This is a genomic window from Embleya sp. NPDC059237, assembly GCF_042754105.1.
Lineage (GTDB): Bacteria > Actinomycetota > Actinomycetes > Streptomycetales > Streptomycetaceae > Embleya.
Genome location: NZ_JBHZAE010000005.1, coordinates 426,847 through 446,817, shown reverse-complemented (window position 1 = coordinate 446,817; position 19,971 = coordinate 426,847). Strand labels below are relative to the sequence as shown.

Annotated in this window: 4 protein-coding genes and 1 pseudogene; all 5 read right to left on the bottom strand. The window is 74.1% G+C overall.

Features of this window, described 5'->3' with window-relative positions; genetic code table 11:
• Window positions 1–32: 32 nt before the first annotated feature.
• The 5 genes and pseudogenes from ACFXKZ_RS19025 to ACFXKZ_RS19005 all read right to left on the bottom strand — a co-directional run bounded on the left by ACFXKZ_RS19025 (window position 33) and on the right by ACFXKZ_RS19005 (window position 19,886).
• Complete coding sequence (locus ACFXKZ_RS19025; RefSeq protein ID WP_380001841.1) at window positions 33–1,727, bottom strand: amidohydrolase family protein; 1,695 nt, start codon at window positions 1,725–1,727, stop codon at window positions 33–35.
• A gap of 327 nt (window positions 1,728–2,054) precedes the next feature.
• Window positions 2,055–3,233, bottom strand: a complete 1,179-nt coding sequence (locus ACFXKZ_RS19020; protein WP_380001839.1) for a cytochrome P450 — start codon at window positions 3,231–3,233, stop codon at window positions 2,055–2,057.
• Window positions 3,230–3,766: a nuclear transport factor 2 family protein gene (locus ACFXKZ_RS19015; RefSeq protein WP_380001838.1), complete on the bottom strand. Its 537-nt coding sequence runs from the start codon at window positions 3,764–3,766 to the stop codon at window positions 3,230–3,232. Before ACFXKZ_RS19015 ends, ACFXKZ_RS19020 begins: the two co-directional genes overlap by 4 nt.
• Window positions 3,763–9,522: pseudogene (locus ACFXKZ_RS19010) on the bottom strand (SDR family NAD(P)-dependent oxidoreductase); the annotation flags it as partial. The pseudogene ACFXKZ_RS19010 and the gene ACFXKZ_RS19015, both read right to left, overlap by 4 nt.
• Window positions 9,523–9,638: 116 nt before the next feature.
• Window positions 9,639–19,886 carry a type I polyketide synthase gene (locus ACFXKZ_RS19005; RefSeq protein ID WP_380001836.1) on the bottom strand — a complete coding sequence of 3,416 codons (10,248 nt, stop codon included), beginning with the start codon at window positions 19,884–19,886 and terminating at the stop codon, window positions 9,639–9,641.
• Between the last annotated feature and the right edge of the window lie 85 nt (window positions 19,887–19,971).

The following is a 19,971-nucleotide window of genomic DNA, read 5'->3' as shown; positions in this document are numbered from 1 at the left end:
TGGCGCTGTCGTCGACGGCGAGGGTGCTCGGGTCAGGGGGTGTCGCGGCGCAGGGCCCGGCCGGGGAGGGCGCCGGTGGGGGTGCCGTCGCGAAGTGTCGGGATGCCGTTGATCAGGACGTGGCGCATGCCTCGGGCGTAGCTCTTGGGGTTGGCGTAGGTGGCGGTGTCGGTGACGTCGGCGAGTCGGAAGACCGCGACGTCGGCGTACGCGCCGGGGGTGAGGAGGCCGCGGTCGCGCAGGCGCAGGTTCGTGGCGGGCAGGGAGGTCATCCGGCGGATGGCCTCCTCCGGGGTGACGATCGCCTCGTCGCGGGCGTAGCGGCCGAGCACGCGGGCGAAGGTGCCGAAGGCTCGGGGGTGGACCGGGTGGTCGGCGAAACGTTCGTCGGCGGCGGGGGCGTCGGAGTCCGAGCCGACCGAGACCCAGTCGTGGGCGAACGCCAGGCGGGTGTTGTCCTCGTCGCCGATGAAGTAGGCGGCGTCGGCGTGCGGAGCGGCCAGGACGATGTCGAGGAGGGTGGTGATCGGGTCGGCGTCGCCTCGGGCCTCGGCGATGTCGGCGATGGTGGAGCCGGCGGGGACGTCGATCTCCGGGTGGTGGGACAGGACCACGACGCCGGGGGCGCCGCCGCTCATCCGCCACAGGCTTTCCCAGTCGCCGCCGTCGCGGATGGCGGCGGTGATGGTCGCGCGGTCGGCGGGGTTGCCCAGGCGCTCGTGTAGCCGGTCGGCGCCGCCGAGGTGGAAGGGCGGGGGGATGGCGGAGGCCAGCAGGGTGCTGCCGGCGGCGTAGGGGTAGATGTCGGCGGTGACCTCGATGCCGGCCGCCCGGGCGGACTCGATCCGCTCCAGGACCGGGCGCATCTTGGGTCGGTTGTCCCGGCCGGCGGTCTTGAGGTGGTAGATCTCGGCGCGCGCGCCGGAGTCCCGGGCGATGGCGAGGAGTTCGTCGACGGCCTCCAGGAGGCGGTCGCCCTCGTTGCGCAGGTGCGAGATGTACAGCGCGTCGTGCCGGGCCAACACCCGGGCGTAGGCGGTGAGTTCGCGGGTGTCGGCGTAGGTGCCCGGCGGGTAGATCAGGGCCGAGCCGACGCCGAGCGCGCCGTCCGCCAACTCCTCGTCGAGCAGGGCGCACGCACGGGCGAGTTCGTCGTCGTCGAGCGGGCGGCCCTCGATGCCGGCGACGGACATCCGCAGGTTGTCGGCGCCGACGAAACTGGCGACGTTCTGGCCGACACCGGTGGATTCGAGGTGGGCCAGGAAGTCGCGCAGGCGCGGCCAGGCGGCGCGGGCGCCCTCGGGGAGCGCGCCGATGAGTTCGATCATGGACTCGGTCATCGCCCCGGTCACCGGGCCGAGCGAGACGCCCTCGCCGAAGATCTGGGTGGTCACGCCCTGGTACAGGTCGGACAGGCCACGGGGGTCCTGCTGGAGGGTGAAGTAGGCGTGGCTCAGCACGTTGACGAAGCCCGGACACACCACGCAGCCCCGCGCGTCGATCTCGTCACGTCCCGTGATGGCGCCGATGTCGCCGAGCGCGACGATCCGCCCGCCGTCGATCGCGAGGTCGCCGTCGTACGCGGGGGATCCGCTGCCGTCGACGAGGGAACCGGCCCGGACGACGAGGTCGACGAGCCGATCGGCGGGCGCGCCGGCGGCGTGCTCGTCCACGGGTGTTTCGACGGCCGTGTCGGGTTGCGGGTCGAACCGCGGGTCGGGCTGCATGTGGAACCTCTCGGGTATGGGGAACCCGCCGCCTCCCCGGGCCCCGACGTTTCCCGAGTATCGCCCGCGGCCGGGCCGGGAGCCTCGGATCCGTACACGAGCGGCGGGCCGAAGATGTGTCCGCACGGACGAAGACCGCATGCCGCCGCGCCCCTGCCGTTCGTGGCCCGGCGTCGCCCGCCGACCCCCGGAGATGCTACGCAACCGCGACGGACGCCGCGCAGCCGACATCGACTGTTCGACGGCGCGTCACACTCGCCGGACACCGGCGCGGACCGCCGCGGAGCCCGGGCGGCCCGGGTCCGGGCCGCCTGTCCTCGTCGGTGGTCACGGGGCGTACGTCAGGGGTAGTTCGGCGAGGCCGCGCAGGAAGTCCGAGGCGCGCCAGCGCAGCTTTTCCGCCGGGACCGCCAGTTCGAGGGTCGGGAAGCGGGTGACGATCTCGGTGAGGGCGACCTTGATCTCCTGGCGGGCCAGGCGTTGGCCGAGGCAGAAGTGGGGGCCGTGGCCGAAGCCCAGGTGGGCGGTGGTGGACCGGGTGATGTCGAAGGTGTGCGGGTCCTCGCGGATCGCCGGGTCGCGGTTGGCGGCGGAGAGCAGGAAGCGCACCAGGTCACCACGGCGCACGAGCACGCCGCCGATCTCCAGGTCGGTCAGCGCCACCCGGTTCGTGGTGGACAACAACGAGCCGCGAAAGCGCAGCGCCTCCTCGACGGTGCCCTCGACGAGCGTGGGATCGGCCCGGAGTGCGGCCAACTGGTCGTTGTGGGTGATGAGTTCGTACAGTGCGGCGGCGATCAGGTAGGCCGTGGTGACGTGCCCCGCGAACAGCAGCACGGAGCCGAAGCCGATCAGTTCATTGGCCGACAGCCGTGATCCGTCGTCGAGTTCGGCCTGTACCAGCTCGCTCAGCAGGTCCTCGGTCGGCTCGGTGCGCTTGGCGTCGACGAGGTTGGCGCAGTAGGCGACGAACGCGTCCATCGCCGCCCGGCGTACCGCCGTCGAGGGCGAGTCCATGTTCTCCACCCGGGTGCGGAACACCTCGCGGTCCGCCATCGGTACCCCGAGCAGTTCGCAGATCACCTCCAGCGGGAAGGGGTTGGCGAACGCCTCGACGATGTCCACCGTGCCGCCTTCGGCCGGCAGCCGGTCGAGCAGTGCGCGCGCGATGTCGACGATCCGCGGTTCGAGGTTGCGCACGGCCCGCGACGCGAACGCGGCGCTGACCAGGCGGCGGTAGCGGGCGTGGTCCGGATTGTCCTGCTCGAACAGCACGGTCGGACCGTCGGCGGACTGGGCCGCGTGCGGCGCGTGCGTGTGCAGGTCGTTGGACAGCCTTGGGTCGCCGAGGAGTTGCCGGGTCAGCCCGGCGCCGAGCACGGTCCACGCCTCGATGCCGCCGACCTGTCGGGTGCGGATGATCGGGTATCGCCGGGCCAGTTGCTCCAGTTCCCGTTCGGCGTCGGGGAGTGTGGAGATCTGGACCAGTTCGAGCACGGGAATCATGGCCGACTCTCCTCGGGAGCGGATGTGTCGCCGGGACGCGGCGCCGGCAACTCGGCCAACCACAGGTGCCGGTCGGCGATGCGCCACCGGCTTCCCTGTCGGGCCAGCACGTCGGCGTACACCCCGCTGCGGGTGAACTCCTGGCGGCCGTTCCCCGGATGGGCGAACGCCACCGCCATCAGCGACCGCGCCTCGGCGGTGTCGCCGTCGAGGCGGGTGATCACCGTGTTGGTCACGAAGTGCCGCTGGTGGGCGGCCCGGGTGCGCAGGTTGTGCTCGCGCAGCGCGGCCATCGCCGCGACGATCTTGTCCCGGCCGGACACCGAGGGCGGAAATCCCTCGGGGGCGGGAGTGAACGCGTACGTCGCGTCCTCGGTGAACAGGTCGCCGAGCCCGTCGTAGTCGCCCGCGTCGTAGAGCAGGCTGTACGCGGCGACGAGATCCTGGATCGCGGCCCGGTGGACCAGGAACTCCGCGTCGAGATGGTCGACGGAGCCGGGTTGCGGGTATCGCGGATAGCGCGGGTCGGTCATGCCGTGCCTTCCCTCGTGTCGATCGAAACCGTCCTGTCACCGGCCAGCCACGCGCGCACCACCGCACCGGTCTGCTCCGCGTGTTCGCCGATCATCGTGCAGTGGTCGCCCTCCACCTCGGCGGCGGTGTGCTCGTACGGCCAGGTGGAACGCCAGTCCTCGCCGGTCATCGGCTCCTCCGGCGAGCCCGGGACGCAGCGCGAGGGCCGCACCACGAGCGTCGGCGCGGAGCCGGGCTTGGGCTCCCAGCCCCGGAACATCCGGCGGTAGGTGCCGATCGCGGTCAGCCCGATGTAGTCGAGCGCGGTGAACGCCTGCCGGCGCACGATCACCTCGTAGTTCATCGCCTTGCGCATGCGCCGCGACATCGTGGCGGGCAGGTAGGTGTCGAGCAGTACGACCCCGGCGGGCGTACGGCCGGTCGCCTCCAGGCGGCCGGCCACCCCCTGGGCGAGCCAGCCGCTGGAGGAGTAGCCGAGCACGGCGAACGGGTCGTCTCCGGCGCACCGCAGCGTCGCGTCGGCCAGCAGGTCGAGCAGCACGTCCAGCGAGGCGGCCAGCGGCTCGCCGGGCCGAAAGCCCGGTACGGTCACCACCGCCGTGTCGTGCCGGCCCTCGAACGTGCCCGCCAGCCGGCCGAACTGGATGGCGCCCTCGACCGGCGCGAACGGCGGGAAGCAGATCACCCGGGGCCGGGCCGGTCCGCGCGCGAGCCGGGTGAAGCCGGGTGTCTTCGGGAGCCGGTTCGGGTCCTCGAAGGTCTGCCGCAGGCCGGCAGCGCCGACCAGGAGCGATTCCGCGTCGTCCATCCGGCCGAGCAGGGCCAGTTTGCGGTAGACCGTGCCGAGCATTTCGTTCGAGTCCTCGGCGCCGCCGGGTGCCGTCGGCGCCGGGCGGGTCTCGGGCACACCCTCGCGCAGGGCGTCGGCCAGGTGTGCGGCCAGGGCCGCGGGTGTCTCGTGGTCGTAGATCAGGGTGCCGGCCAGGTGTACCCCGGTGGCCTCGGCGATCCGGTTGCGCAGTCCGACGGCGGCCAGCGAGTCGAAGCCGAGGTCGCGGAACGGCCGGTCGGGTTCGATCGCCTCGACGCCCGCGTGGCCGAGTTGCGCGGCGACCTCGGCGCGGACCAGGTCGAGCAGTTCGGCCGCGAGCCGGGCCGGCGAGCGGGTCACCGCCGGGTCCCACACCCCGCCGGGCCGGGTCGGCGGGGCGGTCGCGGTCGGCGGCTCCGCGTCGATCAGGTCGGCGATCAGCGGCCGGGGACGGGCGGAGGTGTAGCCCGCCGCGAATCGGGGCCGGTCCAGGTCGGCCACCGTCACGCAGGTGAGGTCCTCGACCAGGGCCCGGCCCAGTGCGGTCAGCGCCACGGCCGGGTCCATCGCCCGTACACCGACCCGGGCCAGCAGCCGTTCCCCCTCGCCGTCCGCCATCCCGCCGGCCGCCCACGGCCCCCACGCGATCGCCGTGGCGGGCAGGCCGCGTTGCCGACGGCGTACGGCGAGCGCGTCCAGGAAGGCGTTGGCCGCCGCGTAGGCGCCCTGTCCGGCGCCGCCCCACACCCCCGCGCCGGAGGAGTAGAGCACGAACGCGTCCAGGGCCCGGTCCGCCCCAAAAAGCGTGTCCAGGGCCAGCGCGCCGGCGACCTTGGCGGTGACGGTGTCCGCGACGGCATCGGCGCCGGTCGCGGTGGGCGATCCGGGCACGCCCGCCGCGTGCACGACGGTACGGATCGGCGCACCCGTCGCGGGCAACGCGGCCCGCAGCCGCTCCGCCGCGTCGGGCGCGGTCAGGTCGCAGGCGATCGCCACCACCTCGGCGCCGACCGCCTCGAGGTCGGCCCGCAGCGCATCGAATCCGGGTGCCCGAGCGCCGCGTCGGCCCAGCAGGATCACCCGCTCGGTGCCGTGCGCGACCAGCCAGCGGGCGGCGTGCGCGCCCAACACGCCGGTGCCGCCGGTGATCAGCGCCGCTTCGCGGGTACGCACCACCCGGCCCGATCCCTCGGCCGGCAGCGGGGTCAGCCGCCGGGTGAACACGCCCAGCGGGCGGATGGCGAACTGGTCCTCGTCCGAAGTCCCGGCCAGGATCGTGGCCAGCACCCCCAGCGCGCGGGTATCCGCGACGGCCGGCAGGTCGACCAGGCCGCCCCAGCAGCCGGGTTGCTCCAGGCTCGCCACCAGGCCCCTGCCCCACAGGCCGGCGCCCACGGGATTGGCCAGGTCCTCGCCCAGAACCGACACCGCCGCCCGGGTCACACACCAGAGCGGGGCGGCGACCTCGAATCGGCGCAGCTCCGCGAGCAGTTCGCCCATCGCCACCACGGCGGCCACGAGGTCGGCGCAGTCGTCACCCGCGCACGAACCCGAGCCCGGCACCGAACCGGAGCCGCAGCTCGAACCAGAGCCGAAGCCGGAGCCCGAACCGGACCCGGAGCCCGAGCCCGAAGCGGAACCGGACCCGGAGCCCGAGCCCGAAGTGGAGCCGGACCCGGAGCCCGAGCCCGAAGCGGAGCCGGACCCGGAGCCCGAGCCCGAAGTGGAGCCGGAGCCCGAACCGGAGCCGATCAACGACACCACCCCGGCGACGGGTTCGGTACCGACGTGCGACCCGATGCCCTCGCCCCCGACCCGCACCACCTCCGCGCCACGCTCGGTCAGCTCCCGGGCCACCGCATCCGCCAGCTCGCTCGTCACCGGGTGCACGAGCAGCCAACGCCCGGACAACGCGGCCGCGTCGGACGATCCACCCGCCCACGGCTCCCACCGCACCGCGTAGCGCCACGACGCGGCCGTCGCGTCCACCCGTCGCCGGGCTCGCCAGGACGACAGCGCCGGCACCACCTCGCGCAGCGTCGCGTCCTCGGACACCGCCAGGATCGCCGCCAGTTCGCCCGCCCCGGCCCACTCGACCGCGTCCCACAGCGGGCCGTCCACCGAATCCGGCCCGGCCGGCGTCACCGAAGCCTTCCCCGGCTCCAGCCAATAGCGCCGCCCCTGGAACGCGTAGGTCGGCAGCTCCACCCGCCGCCCGCCCGGGCCGCCGAGAGCCCCGACCCAGTCCACCGGCAGCCCCCGCACGAACGCCGTGGCCAGCGCGCCGGCCAGCGTCGCCACGGCCGGTCGGCCACGCCGCTGGGCCGGCACCCCCAGCACCTCGCCCACACCCGCCGTGCACTCGGCCACCATCGCGGTCAACGCCGCGTCCGGACCCAGTTCCACGAAGGTGGCCACACCCCGCTCACGCAACGTGCCGACCGCATCCGCGAACCGCACCGCGTCGCGCACATGCCGCACCCAGTACTCGGGATCACCCACCTCCTCGGCCGTAACGACCCGCCCGGTGGTATCCGACACCAACCCGATCTCCGGCGCCCCGAACGACAACCGGCCAAGCACGTCCCGTAGTTCGGCCAACATCGGCTCCATCAGCACCGAATGGAAGGCGTGCGAGACCCGCAACCGCGAACTGCGCCAACTGCGCGCCGCACACCGCGCCGCCACCTCGTCCACCGCCGCCACCGCGCCCGAAACCACCACACTCGCCGGTCCGTTGACCGCCGCGATCGACACCGGCAGCCCATCCGACAGCGCGGTGACCTGCGCCTCGCTCGCCCCCACCGCGAGCATCGCGCCCCCGCCCGGCAACGCGCTCATCAACCGGGCCCGCGCCGCGACGAACGCCACCGCGTCCGCGAGCGAGAACACCCCCGCCACATGCGCCGCGACGATCCCACCCAGCGAGTGTCCGACCACGAAATCCGGGACCGACCCCAGCGAACTCCACAGCCGGTACAGCGCCACCTCGAACGCGAACAACACCGGCTGAGCCACGCCGGTGTTCTCGGCATCGACGCCGACCGTGCCCTCCACGCCGAGCAACACGTCCCGGACCGAGAACGGCACCACCGCGTCGAACGCCGCACCCACCTCGTCCAGCGCTCGGGCGAACACCGGGAACGCCGCGTACAGTTCCCGCCCGATCCCGGGCAACCGGCCCCCCTGCCCGGTGAACACCACCGCACCCCGCCCGGCGACCCGACCACCCGCACCACCCGCTCGCGGCACATTCCCGGTCACCACGACCGGAGTTCCCCCCTCCGACGGCTCGACCGCACCCGGAGACCCGGCCGCCAACGCGGCCAGTCCACGGCCCAACTCGGCGGCGTCCCGACCCAGCACCACCGCCCGATGGTCGAGCAACGCCCGCCCCGTCACCAAGGACCGACCGACATCCGCCGGATCCGCGACCGCCGGCTCCCGCAACCGCGCCGCCTGCGCGCGCAACGCCCCCGGGGAGCGCGCCGACACCACCCACGGAATCAACCCACCGACACCCGGCGCGGGTTCGGCCCCCTCCCCCGAAGCCCCCTCGACGGCCGGCGCCTCCTCCAGGACCACATGCGCGTTCGTCCCGCTGATCCCGAACGACGACACACCCGCCCGACGCACCCGACCGCCCGCGGGCCACGGCACCTCGTCGGTCAGCAGCTCGACCCGTCCCGAGGCCCAGTCCACGTGCGGCGACGGCCGGTCCACATGCAGGGTGCGCGGCAGCAGCCCGTGCCGCAGGGCCATCACCATCTTGATCACCCCGGCGACCCCGGCCGCGGACTGGGTGTGCCCGATGTTGGACTTGACCGACCCCAGCCACAACGGCCGATCCGCGGGCCGATCCCGCCCGTAGGTGGCCAACAGCGCGTGCGCCTCGATCGGGTCGCCGAGCACCGTCCCGGTCCCATGCGCCTCCACCGCGTCCACATCGGCGGCCGACAAGCCCGCCGCCGCCAACGCCTGTCGAATCACCCGCTGTTGCGACGGCCCGTTCGGCGCGGTCAACCCGTTCGACGCGCCGTCCTGGTTCACCGCCGAGCCGCGCAGCACCGCCAGTACGGGATGGCCGTTGCGCCGCGCATCCGACAACCGCTCCACCAGCAGCAGCCCGACACCCTCACCCCACCCGGTGCCGTCCGCCGCCGCCGCGAACGACCGGCAGCGGCCGTCCGAGGCCAATCCGCCCTGCCGGGAGAACTCCACGAAGGCGGTCGGCCGGGCCATCACCGTGACGCCCCCGGCCAGGGCCAGGTCGCACTCCCCCGAACGCAGCGCGTTGGCCGCCAGGTGCAGCGCCACCAGCGACGACGAACACGCCGTGTCGAGGGTGACCGCCGGGCCCTCCAGACCGAGCGTGTAGGCGATCCGCCCCGACACCACGGACATCGAGCCGCCGGTGACCCGATGGGCCTGGATCTCGGCGTTGTCCGCCCGCATCCCGCCGCCGTAGCCGAGCGCACCGGCGCCGACGAACACGCCGGTCCGGCTGCGCCGGATCGACAGCGGATCGATGCCGGCCCGCTCGAAGGTCTCCCACGCGGTCTCCAGGAGCAGCCGCTGTTGCGGGTCCATCGCCAACGCCTCGTGCGGCGAGACGCCGAAGAACTCGGCGTCGAACGCAGCCGCGTCGTAGACGAATCCGCCCTGCCGGGTGGTCGACCCGCCGGAGCCGGCCGAACCGCCCGAGACGCCCTCGCCGCCTGGCAGGTCCGCGTAGACGTTCGCCGGATCCCAGCCCCGGTCGGACGGGAAGCCGGCGATCGCGTCCGTCCCGGTCCGCACCAGCTCCCACAGGTCCTCGGCGGAGCGCACGCCGCCCGGCAGTCGGCACCCGATCGCCACGATCGCCACCGGCTCGCGGGCGGCCGACTCCACCTCGTGCAGCCGCTGCTTGGTGCGGCGCAGATCCGTGGCGGTCTCCCGGAGGAAGTGCCGCAGCCGTTCTTCGTTCGACATGTCCGTACGTCCGTCCTCTGCCTGGTCGAACCTGATCGAGCCGTGTGCCGTCGGGACCCGTGACCGGCGGTCGTCGCCGGCCCCGCTCAGGAGATGCCGAACTCCTTTCCGAGCATGTCGAACATCTCCTCGTCCTCCGCTGCCGCGAAGTCGGCTCCCTCGGGCTCGGCCTTTTGGCTCGCGGCCTCGATCTCCCGCCATTTCCCGGCGAGTTCGGCCAACCGGGCACCGACTCTGCCCCGTTCGGCGAAGTCGCCGCCCAGTTCGCCGAGCGCCGCTTCCAGGCGGTCCAGTTCGGCGAAGACGGAGACCGTCCCGACGGTCTCGGCGAAGAGTTCGCCGTCGATGTGCGCGGCCAGTGCGACGGCCGTCGGGTGGTCGAAGACCAGCGTGCTGGGCAGCCGCAGACCGATGGTCTCGGTCAGTCGGTTGCGCAGGCCCACCGCCGCGAGCGAGTCGAACCCGAGGTCGCGGAACGGCCGTTCGGGTTCGATCGCGGCCGGGTCGGCGTGGCCCAACTGCGCGGCGACCTCGGTGCGGACCAGCGCGAGCAGTTCCGCCTCCCGATCCGCCGCGCCCAGTTCGGCCAGTCGGGCCCGCCACACACTCGGACCGTCCGGCTCGCCCGCCCCGCGCGCTTCGGTGACCGGCGCCGCCGCGACCTCCGCCGCCACCAGGTCCGCGATCAGCGGTCGCGGCCGGGCCGCCGTGTACCCGGCGGCAAACCTCGGCCAGTCCACGTCGGCCACGGTGACGCAGGTCAGGTCCTCGTCCAGGGCCTGCCGCAGTGCCTCCAGGGCCCGATCCGGGTCCATCGCCGGGACCCCGATCCGGTCGAGGTGCGCGCCGGCCGCGCCGTCGGCCATCCCGCCACCGGCCCACTGCCCCCAAGCGATCGAGACGGTATGCAGCCCGCGCGCCCGGCGCCGCTCGGCGATCGTGTCGAGGCAGGCATTGGCCGCCGCGTACGCCCCCTGCCCCGCGCCGCCCCACACCCCGGCGGCGGAGGAGAACAGCACCACGGTGTCGGGCTCGTCGGCCCGCAACAACTCGTCCAAGAGCAGCGCGCCGCCGACCTTGGCCGCCGAGGCGTCGGCGAGATCCGCGACGGTGCTGTCCGCCAGCGGGCCGACCACCACCGCGCCGGCCGCGTGTACGACGGTGTCGATCCGCCGGCCGCCGGCCCGTACCTCCGCCAACAGCGCAGCCACCGCGTCGCGATCGCCCAGGTCACAGGCGAGCACCGCCACCTCGGCCCCGGCCGCCGCCAGTTCCTCGCGCAGTCGGTCCGCGCCCGGCGCGTCGGGCCCACGCCGCCCGGCCAACACCACCCGCTCGACGCCCTCCCGGACCAGCCACCGCGCGACCCGCCCGCCCAGCGCACCGGTACCGCCGGTGACCAACGCCGTACCACCGGGGCGCCACCGGCTCGTCCCGCTGCCCTCCGGCCCGGCCATCCGCGCCAACCGCCGGACGAACACTCCCAGCGGCCGGATCGCGATCTCGTCCTCACCCGAGCCGGTGCCGCCCGCGCCGGCTGCCAGGATCCGGGCCAGCGTCTCCGCCACCCGGCCGTCCACCACCTGCGGCAGATCGATCAGCCCACCCCACCGCCCGGGATGTTCCAGCCCGACCACCCGCCCGAGCCCCTGCACGGCCGCACCCGCCGGGCCGGTCGGCTCCTCGCCCAGCACCGACACCGCGCCGCGCGTCAGCACCCACAACGGCGCCTCGATCCCGGCGTCGCCCAGCGCCTGCACCAGCGTGAGCACCGGCGCGAGCGCGGACACGGGATCCGCGTCGGCGGCGCAACCCACCGCCGACAACGACACCACCCCGGCCGGCATACCCTCCTCGCCGATCGCCGCGAGCCGCCGCGCCAACGCGGTCCGCTCCCCCTCCGCGGACAGCACCACCACCTCGGCACCACACTCGGCCAGCGCGCCCGCGAGCACGTCCCCGATCTCCCCGTCCGGAGCGACGAGCAGCAGACGCCCCATCCTGTCGGCGGAGGCGGCCGGCGCCGCCCACGGCTCCCACCGCACTCCGTACCGCCAGGACCGCACCGTCGCGTCCGCCCGCCGCCGCGCCCGCCAGGACGTCAGCGCCGGCAACACGTCGCTCAGCGGCGCGTCCGCCGCCACCTCCAGTTCGGCGGCCAAGTCCTCGGCGCCCGCCGCCTCCAGCGCCTCCCACAACCTGCTGTCCTCGGTGTCGCCCACCACCGGCGTCGGTGTCGTCCGGCCGGGCAGCGCCGTGCCCATGTCCGGTTCGAGCCAGAAGCGGCGGCCCTGGAAGGCGTATGTCGGCAGCTGTACTCGCCGGACCCCGTCGTGGTGCAGCAGCCCGGCCCAGTCGACCGGCAGGCCGCTCACGAAGGCCGCTGCCAGTGCCGCGACCAGGCGTTCGGGGCCGCCCTCGCCCCGGCGCAGCGTCTCCAGGACCGTGCCGGACGTGCTCCCGAGGGCGTCGAGGGTGTCGCCGAGCGGCACCACCAGACCGGGGTGCGGGCTGCATTCGACGAACACGCTGTGCCCGTCGGCCGCCGCCGCCCCGACCGCCGTGGCCAACTGCACGGTGCGACGCAAGTTCTCGAACCAGTACTCCCCGCCCAGATCCGCCGCATCGGTGACCTTCAGCCCGCTCACGGTCGAGTACATCGGCACCCGCCCGATCCCCGGCTCGACCCCGGCCAGCGACTCGGCCAGCACCTCGCGTACGTCGTCCATCCGCGCCGAGTGCGAGGCGTAGTCCACCGGGATCCATCGCGCCCGAACCCCGTCGCGCTCGCACGCGGCGGCGATCGGCGTAAGGCCCTCGACCGGCCCGGAAAGCACCACGCTGTCGGGCCCGTTGACCGCCGCCAGGGACAATCCCTGCACGCGTGCCACGAGTTCGCGGCCACGCTCGGCGGACACGCCCACCGACAACATCCCGTCACCGTCGGCCGCCAGCCCCCGCAGTGCCCGGCTGCGCAGCACCACGATCCGGACCGCGTCCTCCAGGGACAGGAAGCCCGCCACATGCGCGGCGGCGATCTCCCCCTGGGAGTGCCCGATCACCGCGCTCGGTCGCACCCCGCACGACTCCCACCACCGGGCCAGGCCGACCATCACGGCGAACAGCACGGGCTGGATCACATCCACCCGCTCCAACAGCGCGGCGGACGCGTCCCGGAGCACGTCGAGCAGTGCCCAGTCGGCCAGCAGCGGATCCATCGCCGCCGCGCACTCCGCCACCGACTCGGCGAACACCGGGCAGCAGGTCAGCAGTTCCGCTGCCATCCCGACCCACTGCGAGCCCTGACCGGGAAACACGAACACCGGCCCGACGGCCGCCTCGCCCGACACGCCGGTGCCGCCGGCAAGCACGGCACGTGCTCCCGCATCCCGCCCGGCCGCCAGCGCGTCCAGGCCCGCCGTCAACTCCGCGCCGTCCCGGCCCCACACCACCGCGCGCCGCTCGAATACGGACCGTCCCGACGCCAACGACCAGCCCACGTCGGCCGGATCGACCTCGGGCCGGGCCTCGGCCCAGTCCCTCAGCCGGGCCGCCTGGGCCCGCACGCCCGCCTCGGTCCGGGCCGAGAGCACCCACGGCAGCACCCCGCCGATGCCGGTACCGGACGTGGTTCGGGCGGCCGGTTCCGGCTCCTCGTCGGCCTGTTCGAGGATGACGTGCGCGTTGGTCCCGCTGATCCCGAACGAGGACACCGCCACCCGACGGGCCCGCCCCACCTCGGGCCACGGTCGCCCCTCGGCGAGCAGTTCGACCCGCCCGGTCGACCAGTTCACATGCGGCGAGGGTTCGTCCACGTGCAGCGTCGGCGGCAACATCCCGTGCCGCATCGCCATCACCATCTTGATCACCCCGGCCACCCCGGCCGCCGCCTGGGTGTGGCCGAAGTTCGACTTGATCGATCCCAACCACAGCGGCCGTTCCGCCGGCCGGTCCCGACCGTAGGTGGCCAGCAGCGCCTGGGCCTCGATCGGGTCGCCGAGTACCGTCCCGGTGCCGTGCGCCTCGACCGCGTCCACATCGGCCGTGGCCAGCCCGGCGTTCGCCAGCGCCTGCCGGATCACCCGCTGTTGCGACGGGCCGTTGGGCGCGGTGAGGCCGTTGGAGGCGCCGTCCTGGTTGATCGCCGAACCCCGCAGCACCGCGAGGACCGGATGTCCGTTGCGGCGCGCATCGGCCAGCCGCTCCACCAGCAACATGCCGATGCCCTCGCCCCACGCCGTGCCGTCGGCCGCCGCGGCGAACGACTTGCACCGGCCGTCGGGTGCCAGGCCGCGCTGCCGGGCGAACTCCACGAAGACACTGGGCGTGGACATCACCGTCGCCCCGCCCGCCAGCGCGAGATCACATTCCCCGCTGCGCAGCGCGTGCGCCGCCCAGTGCAGCGCGACCAGCGAGGACGAGCAGGCCGAGTCCACGGTCACCGCCGGGCCCTCCAGTCCCAGCGTGTAGGCGACCCGACCGGAGGCGACGCCGAACGAGTTGCCGTTGCCGATGTACGCTTCCAACTCGTCGCCCACGTCGCCCACTCGACCCGCGGCGTAGTCCGCGTACATCAGGCCCGCGAAGACCGCCGTATTGCTCCCGCGCAGCGAGGACGGGTCGATGCCCGCGCGTTCGAACGCCTCCCAGGAGGTCTCCAGGAGCAGCCGCTGTTGCGGGTCCATGGCCAGCGCCTCGCGCGGGGAGATCCCGAACAGTTCGGCGTCGAAGCGGTCGATGTCGCGCATGAACGAGCCCTCGCGGGTGTAGCAGCGCCCGGAGCGGTCCGGGTCCGGGTCGTACAGCGCGCCCAGGTCCCAGCCGCGGTCGGTCGGGAACGGCGAGGTCAGGTCCACTCCGCCGGCGACGCAGCGCCACAACTCCTCGGGGGTGTCGATGCCGCCCGGGTAGCGACAGCTCATCGCCACGATGGCGATCGGTTCGTCCGAAGTCCGGGCCTTGGCGGCAGTGTTCGCCGCCGCCTGGGTGTACTGCGGTACGCGCAGCGTCTCGGCGCGCAGGAAGCGGGCCAGCGCGGCGGCGTTGGGATAGTCGAACAGCACCGTGGCGGGCAGCCGCAGGCCGGTGACCGTGTTGAGCCGGTTGCGCATCTCCAGCGCGGTGAGCGAGTCGAAGCCCAGTTCGGTGAACGCGCGGTCGGCGGCGACCGCGTCGGCGCCCGCGTGCCCGAGCACCACGGCGGCCTGGGCGCGGGTCAGTTCGGTGAGCAGGCGCAGCTGCTCCGGCTCGGAGCGGCCGGCGAGCCGCTGGGCCAGTCGGCGGGTGTCCGCCGCGCCGGGGCGGGCGCCGTCGCGGCGCGAAGTGGGCACCAATCCGCGCAGGATGGCGGGAAGTTCGTCCTCCAGGCGGCGCAGCGCGCTCAGGTCCAGGCGGACCGGGGCCAGGATCGGCTCGCCGTGCGCGAGCGCCGCGTCGAACAGTGCCAGGCCCTGTTCGTCGGACAGCGGCAATACACCGCTGCGGTTGATGCGTTGCCGGTCGGTCTCGGCGAACTCCTCACGCATCAGCCCGCTTTCCTCGGCCCACAATCCCCAGGCCATGGACACCGCGGGCAGCCCGAGGGCACGTCGCCGCTGTGCGAAGGCGTCCAGGAAGGCGTTGCCGGCCGCGTAGTTCGCCTGTCCGAGGCTGCCGATCACCCCGGCCACCGAGGAGAACAGCACGAACGCGGTCAGGTCCGCGTCCCGGGTCAACTCGTGCAGGTGCAGCGCCGCGTCGACCTTGGGCCGCAACACCCGGTCGACCCGCTCGGGCGTCAGTGCGCCGATCACCCCGTCGTCGACCACGCCCGCGACGTGCACCACGGCGGACAGTGGGTGTGCGGACGGGATCGCGGCCAGCTTCTTGGCCAGGTCGGCCCGGTCCGACACGTCGCAGGCCACCACGTCGACCGTCGCGCCCAGGCCGGTGAGTTCGGCGGCGAGCGACCCTGCGCCCGGTGCGGCGATCCCGCGCCGGCTGACCAGGAGCAGCCGGCGCACCCCGTGCGCGACCACCAGGTGCCGGGCGACCAGGGCGCCGAGCGCACCGGTGCCGCCGGTGACCATGGTCGTACCGTCGGGCGCGAACAGTGGCGTGCTCGGCTCGATTGCGGGTGTCCGGGTGAGCCTGGGCAGGTACGCCACCCCGGCCCGTACCGCGAGTTGCGGCTCGCCCGCGCCGATCGCGGCCGGCAGCGCCCCGGGCGAGGCCGCGTCTTCGTCCAGGTCGACGAGGACGAGCCGGTCCGGGTGCTCGGACTGGGCCGACCGCACCAGGCCGCCGACGGCGGCGGCGGCCGGATCCCGCACCTCCTCGTCCGCGACGGCGACCGCACCCCGGGTGACCACGACGAGGCGGGCGCCGGTGAAGCGTTCGTCCCCGAGCCAGGTCTGCACGGTGGCCAACGCCCGGTGTACGGCGGCGTGTACGTCGTCCGGGTCCGGCACGTCGCCGAGCGGTCCGGCCGGGATCGTGGGCCACGCGAGGACGACGACCTCGGGCGTGGGCAGCCCGGCGTCCACCGCGTCGGCGAGCGCGGTCAGATCGGGATGTACGGTGCCGCCGAGCCGGCCCGCGAACGGGTCCCCCGAGCCCGAATCGGCGATGATCGCCGGGGATCCGATGCCCGGCGCGGCCGACGGCCGGGGCAGTGGCGTCCAGCGCAGCGTGTACAGCGGGTCGCGGCGACCCGCCGTGGAGGTGCGCAGTTGTTCGGCCGAGATCGGCCGCACGGCCAACGACTCGACCTCGGCGACGGGTCGGCCGTCCTCGTCGGCCAGGCTCAGCGTCACCGACTCCGGCCCGGTCCGCACCACCCGCGCCCGTACCGAGGCCGCGCCGGGAGTGTGCAGCCGTACCTCACGCCACGAGAACGGCAGCGCCAAACCGCCGCCCTCGCTCTCCGCCGGGTCCGCGAACGCGGCCACCCCGAGAAGGTGTTGGGTGGCGTCCATCAGCGCGGGGTGCACGCCGAACCGGTCGGCCTCGTACCCGACCTGCTCGGGTAGCGCAATCTCGCCGAAGATCTCCTCCCCGCGACGCCAGACCGCGCGCACCGCCCGGAAGCACGGTCCGTAGGCCACGCCGTTGTCGGCCAGCCAGGGGTAGAAGTCGTCGATCGGCACGGGTGTCGCGCCCGTCGGCGGCCAGGGGGTCGGGTCGGCGACGGCGTCGGCGGGCGCCTCGTCCTCGACCGGCGCGACCGTGCCCACCGCGTTGCGGATCCACCCCTCGTCGCCGTCTCCGTCGTCCGGCCGGGAGTGGATGGTGATCGCCCGCCGCCGCTCGTCGGGGCCGGCCGCCTCGATCCATACCTGCACCTGGCAACCACCGCGCTCGCCGAACGCGAGCGGGGTCTCCAGGGACAGTTCCTCGACCCGATCGCAGCCCACCCGGCGCCCGGTGTGCAGGGCCAGTTCCAGGAACGCGGTCCCGGGCAGCAGGACGGTGTCCAGGACGACGTGATCGGCCAGCCACGGATGGGTGTCCAGGGACAACCGCCCGGTGAACAACGAACCGTGTCCATCGGCCAGGCCGACCACCGCACCGAGCAGCGGGTGATCCACCGTCCCCTGCCCCAGGCCGGTCGGGTCGCCCGCGCCGGTACCGGCGTCCAGCCAAAAGCGCCGCCGGGTGAAGGCGTACGTGGGCAGCTCGACCCACCGTCCGGGCACCAACGCCGCCCAGTCCACCACCGCGCCGCGCACGAACACCCGGGCCAGCGCCTCGACCACACCCGTCACCGGGTCGCGGTCACGCCGCCGGGTGGCGACCGCCACCACATCGTCGGCGTCGGCCGTGACATCGGCAACCATCGGGGTCAACGCGGCGTCCGGCCCGATCTCGACGAACGTACGCACCCCGTCGGCGCGCAGCGCGTCCAGCACATCGCCGAAGCGCACCGCGCGCCGCACGTGGTCCACCCAATAGCGCGGATCGCACAGCTGCTCCGCCGACCCGATCCGGCCGGTCACGTTCGACCCGATCGCCATGCGCGCCGGACGCAGCGTCAATCCCGAGACGACCTCGGCCAGTTCGTCCAGCATCGGTTCCATCAGCGCCGAGTGGAACGCATGCGACACCCGCAGCCGGGAGATGCGCAGCCTGCGCTCGGCACACACCCGGGCAACCTCCGCCACGGCCGCCGCCTCGCCGGAAAGCACCACGCCGGTCGGCCCGTTCACCGCCGCGATGGCCACCCCCGGATGGTCGGCGAGCAACCGGGCCGCCGCGCTCTCCGACGTGCCCACCGCGACCATCGCGCCACCGGGCGGCAGCGCGCTCATCAGCGTGGCGCGGGCCGCGACGAACGTGGTGGCGTCGGCGAGCGAGAACACCCCTGCCACATAGGCCGCGACCACCTCGCCGAGCGAGTGCCCGGCCACCGCGTCGGGCGCCGCCGCCCACGAGGTCCACAACCGGTACAGCGCCACCTCGTAGGCGAACAACGCCGGTTGCGCCACACCGGTGTCCTCGCCGCCGTCACCGTCCGCGCCGCCGCCCTCGCCCTCCGCCAGCAGCACGTCCCGTACCGAGAACGGCAACACCGCGTCGAACGCGGCACACACCTCGTCCAGCGCCGCCGCGAACACCGGGAACGCCGCGTGCAGTTCGCGCGCCATCCCGCGCGAGCGCACCCCCTGCCCGGTGAACAACACGGCGGTACGGCCCGATCCGCGCCGGGCCTCGCCAACGATCGCCTCGGGCTCGCCGTCCACCACGACGGACAACCCCTCGACCAACTCCGCCGCGTCCCGGCCGAGTACCACGGCCCGGTGGCCGGACAGTGCCCGCCCCGAGGCCAACGACCGGCCCACGTCGGCCGGATCGGCCTCCGGATGATCGATCGCCCACTCCCGCAACCGCTCCACCTGGGCCCGCAGGCCGTCCTCGGTGCGCGCCGACACCACCCATGGCGTCACTACGCCGAGGGGCCGCACCGGATCGGCCGCCCCGACCGGTTCCTCGACCGGCGGCGCCTCCTCCACGATCACGTGCGCGTTGGTCCCGCTCACCCCGAACGAGGACACCCCCGCGCGGCGCACCCGTTCACCCGCCGGCCACGCCATCGGCTCGGTGAGCAGCGCCACCCGCCCGGCGGACCAGTCCACGTGCGGCGTCGGCTCGTCCACGTGCAACGTGCGCGGCAGCACACCGTGCCGCAGCGCCTGCACCATCTTGATCACGCCCGCCACCCCGGCCGCCGCCTGGGCGTGGCCGATGTTCGACTTGATCGAGCCCAGCCGCAACGGCCGTGCGGCCGGCCGGTCCTGCCCGTAGGTCGCCAGCAGCGCCTGGGCCTCGATCGGGTCGCCGAGTCGGGTGCCGGTGCCGTGTGCCTCCACCGCGTCCACGTCGCTCGCGGCCAGTCGGGCATTGGCCAGCGCCTGCCGGATCACCCGCTCCTGGGCCAGGTCGTTCGGCGCGGTCAGTCCGTTCGAGGCGCCGTCCTGGTTGACCGCCGAGCCGCGCACCACAGCGAGCACCCGGTGTCCGTTGCGGCGCGCGTCGGACAACCGCTCCATCAGCAGCAGGCCCACACCCTCGCTCCAGCCGGTGCCGTCTGCACCGGCCGCGAAGGACTTGCAACGACCGTCGCCGGCCAGGCCCTGCTGCCGGGAGAACTCGTCGAACGCGCCTGGGGTGGCCAGGACGGTGGCCCCGCCGACCAGGGCCAGGTCGCACTCGCCCGCGCGCAGCGCCTGGCCGGCCAGGTGTACCGCCACCAGCGAGGACGAGCAGGCGGTGTCCACGGTGACCGCCGCGCCCTCCAGCCCGAAGTGGTAGGCGAGACGACCGGACGCCACGCTGACCAGGCTGCCGGTCAGCAGATGGCCCTCGACCTCCTTGGGCACCCGGGCCAGGCGCGACAGGTAGTCACTGGCGATCACCCCGACGAACACCCCGGTACGGCTGCCGCGCAGCGTGGTCGGATCGATCCCGGCGTGCTCGAAGACCGTCCAGGACGCCTCCAGGAGCACCCGCTGCTGCGGATCCATGGCCAGCGCCTCGCGCGGCGAGATGCCGAAGAAGTCGGCGTCGAAGTCGGCCGCGTCGGTCAGGAAACCGCCCCGGTACGACGTCCCGTTCGCGGCCTCGTCCACCTCCCAGCCCCGGCCCGGGGGCAGTCCGGTGATCGCGTCGGTGCCCGCGTCGACCAGGTCCCACAGGTCGTCCGGCGAGGCCACCCCGCCCGGGTAGCGGCAGTGCATGCCGACGATGGCGAGCGGTTCGTGCCACTTGTCCTCTGTCTCGCGCAACCGCAGTCGGGTCTCCTGCAGTTCGGTGGTGGCCCGGCGCAGATAGTCGCGGAGCTTGTCTTCGTTCGCCATCGGTGCTTCTCCTTGCCTGTTCAGGAGGACGGGAGAGTCCCAGCCCCGCGATCTGTCGTCGGTCCTCGATCCCGCCGTTGTCGAA

Coding starts and splice junctions, on each gene's coding strand:
- ACFXKZ_RS19015 (WP_380001838.1), bottom strand. CDS start 3,766: ATGACCGACCCGCGCTATCCGCGATACCCGCAACCCGGCTCCGTCGAC.
- ACFXKZ_RS19020 (WP_380001839.1), bottom strand. CDS start 3,233: ATGATTCCCGTGCTCGAACTGGTCCAGATCTCCACACTCCCCGACGCC.
- ACFXKZ_RS19025 (WP_380001841.1), bottom strand. CDS start 1,727: ATGCAGCCCGACCCGCGGTTCGACCCGCAACCCGACACGGCCGTCGAA.
- ACFXKZ_RS19005 (WP_380001836.1), bottom strand. CDS start 19,886: ATGGCGAACGAAGACAAGCTCCGCGACTATCTGCGCCGGGCCACCACC.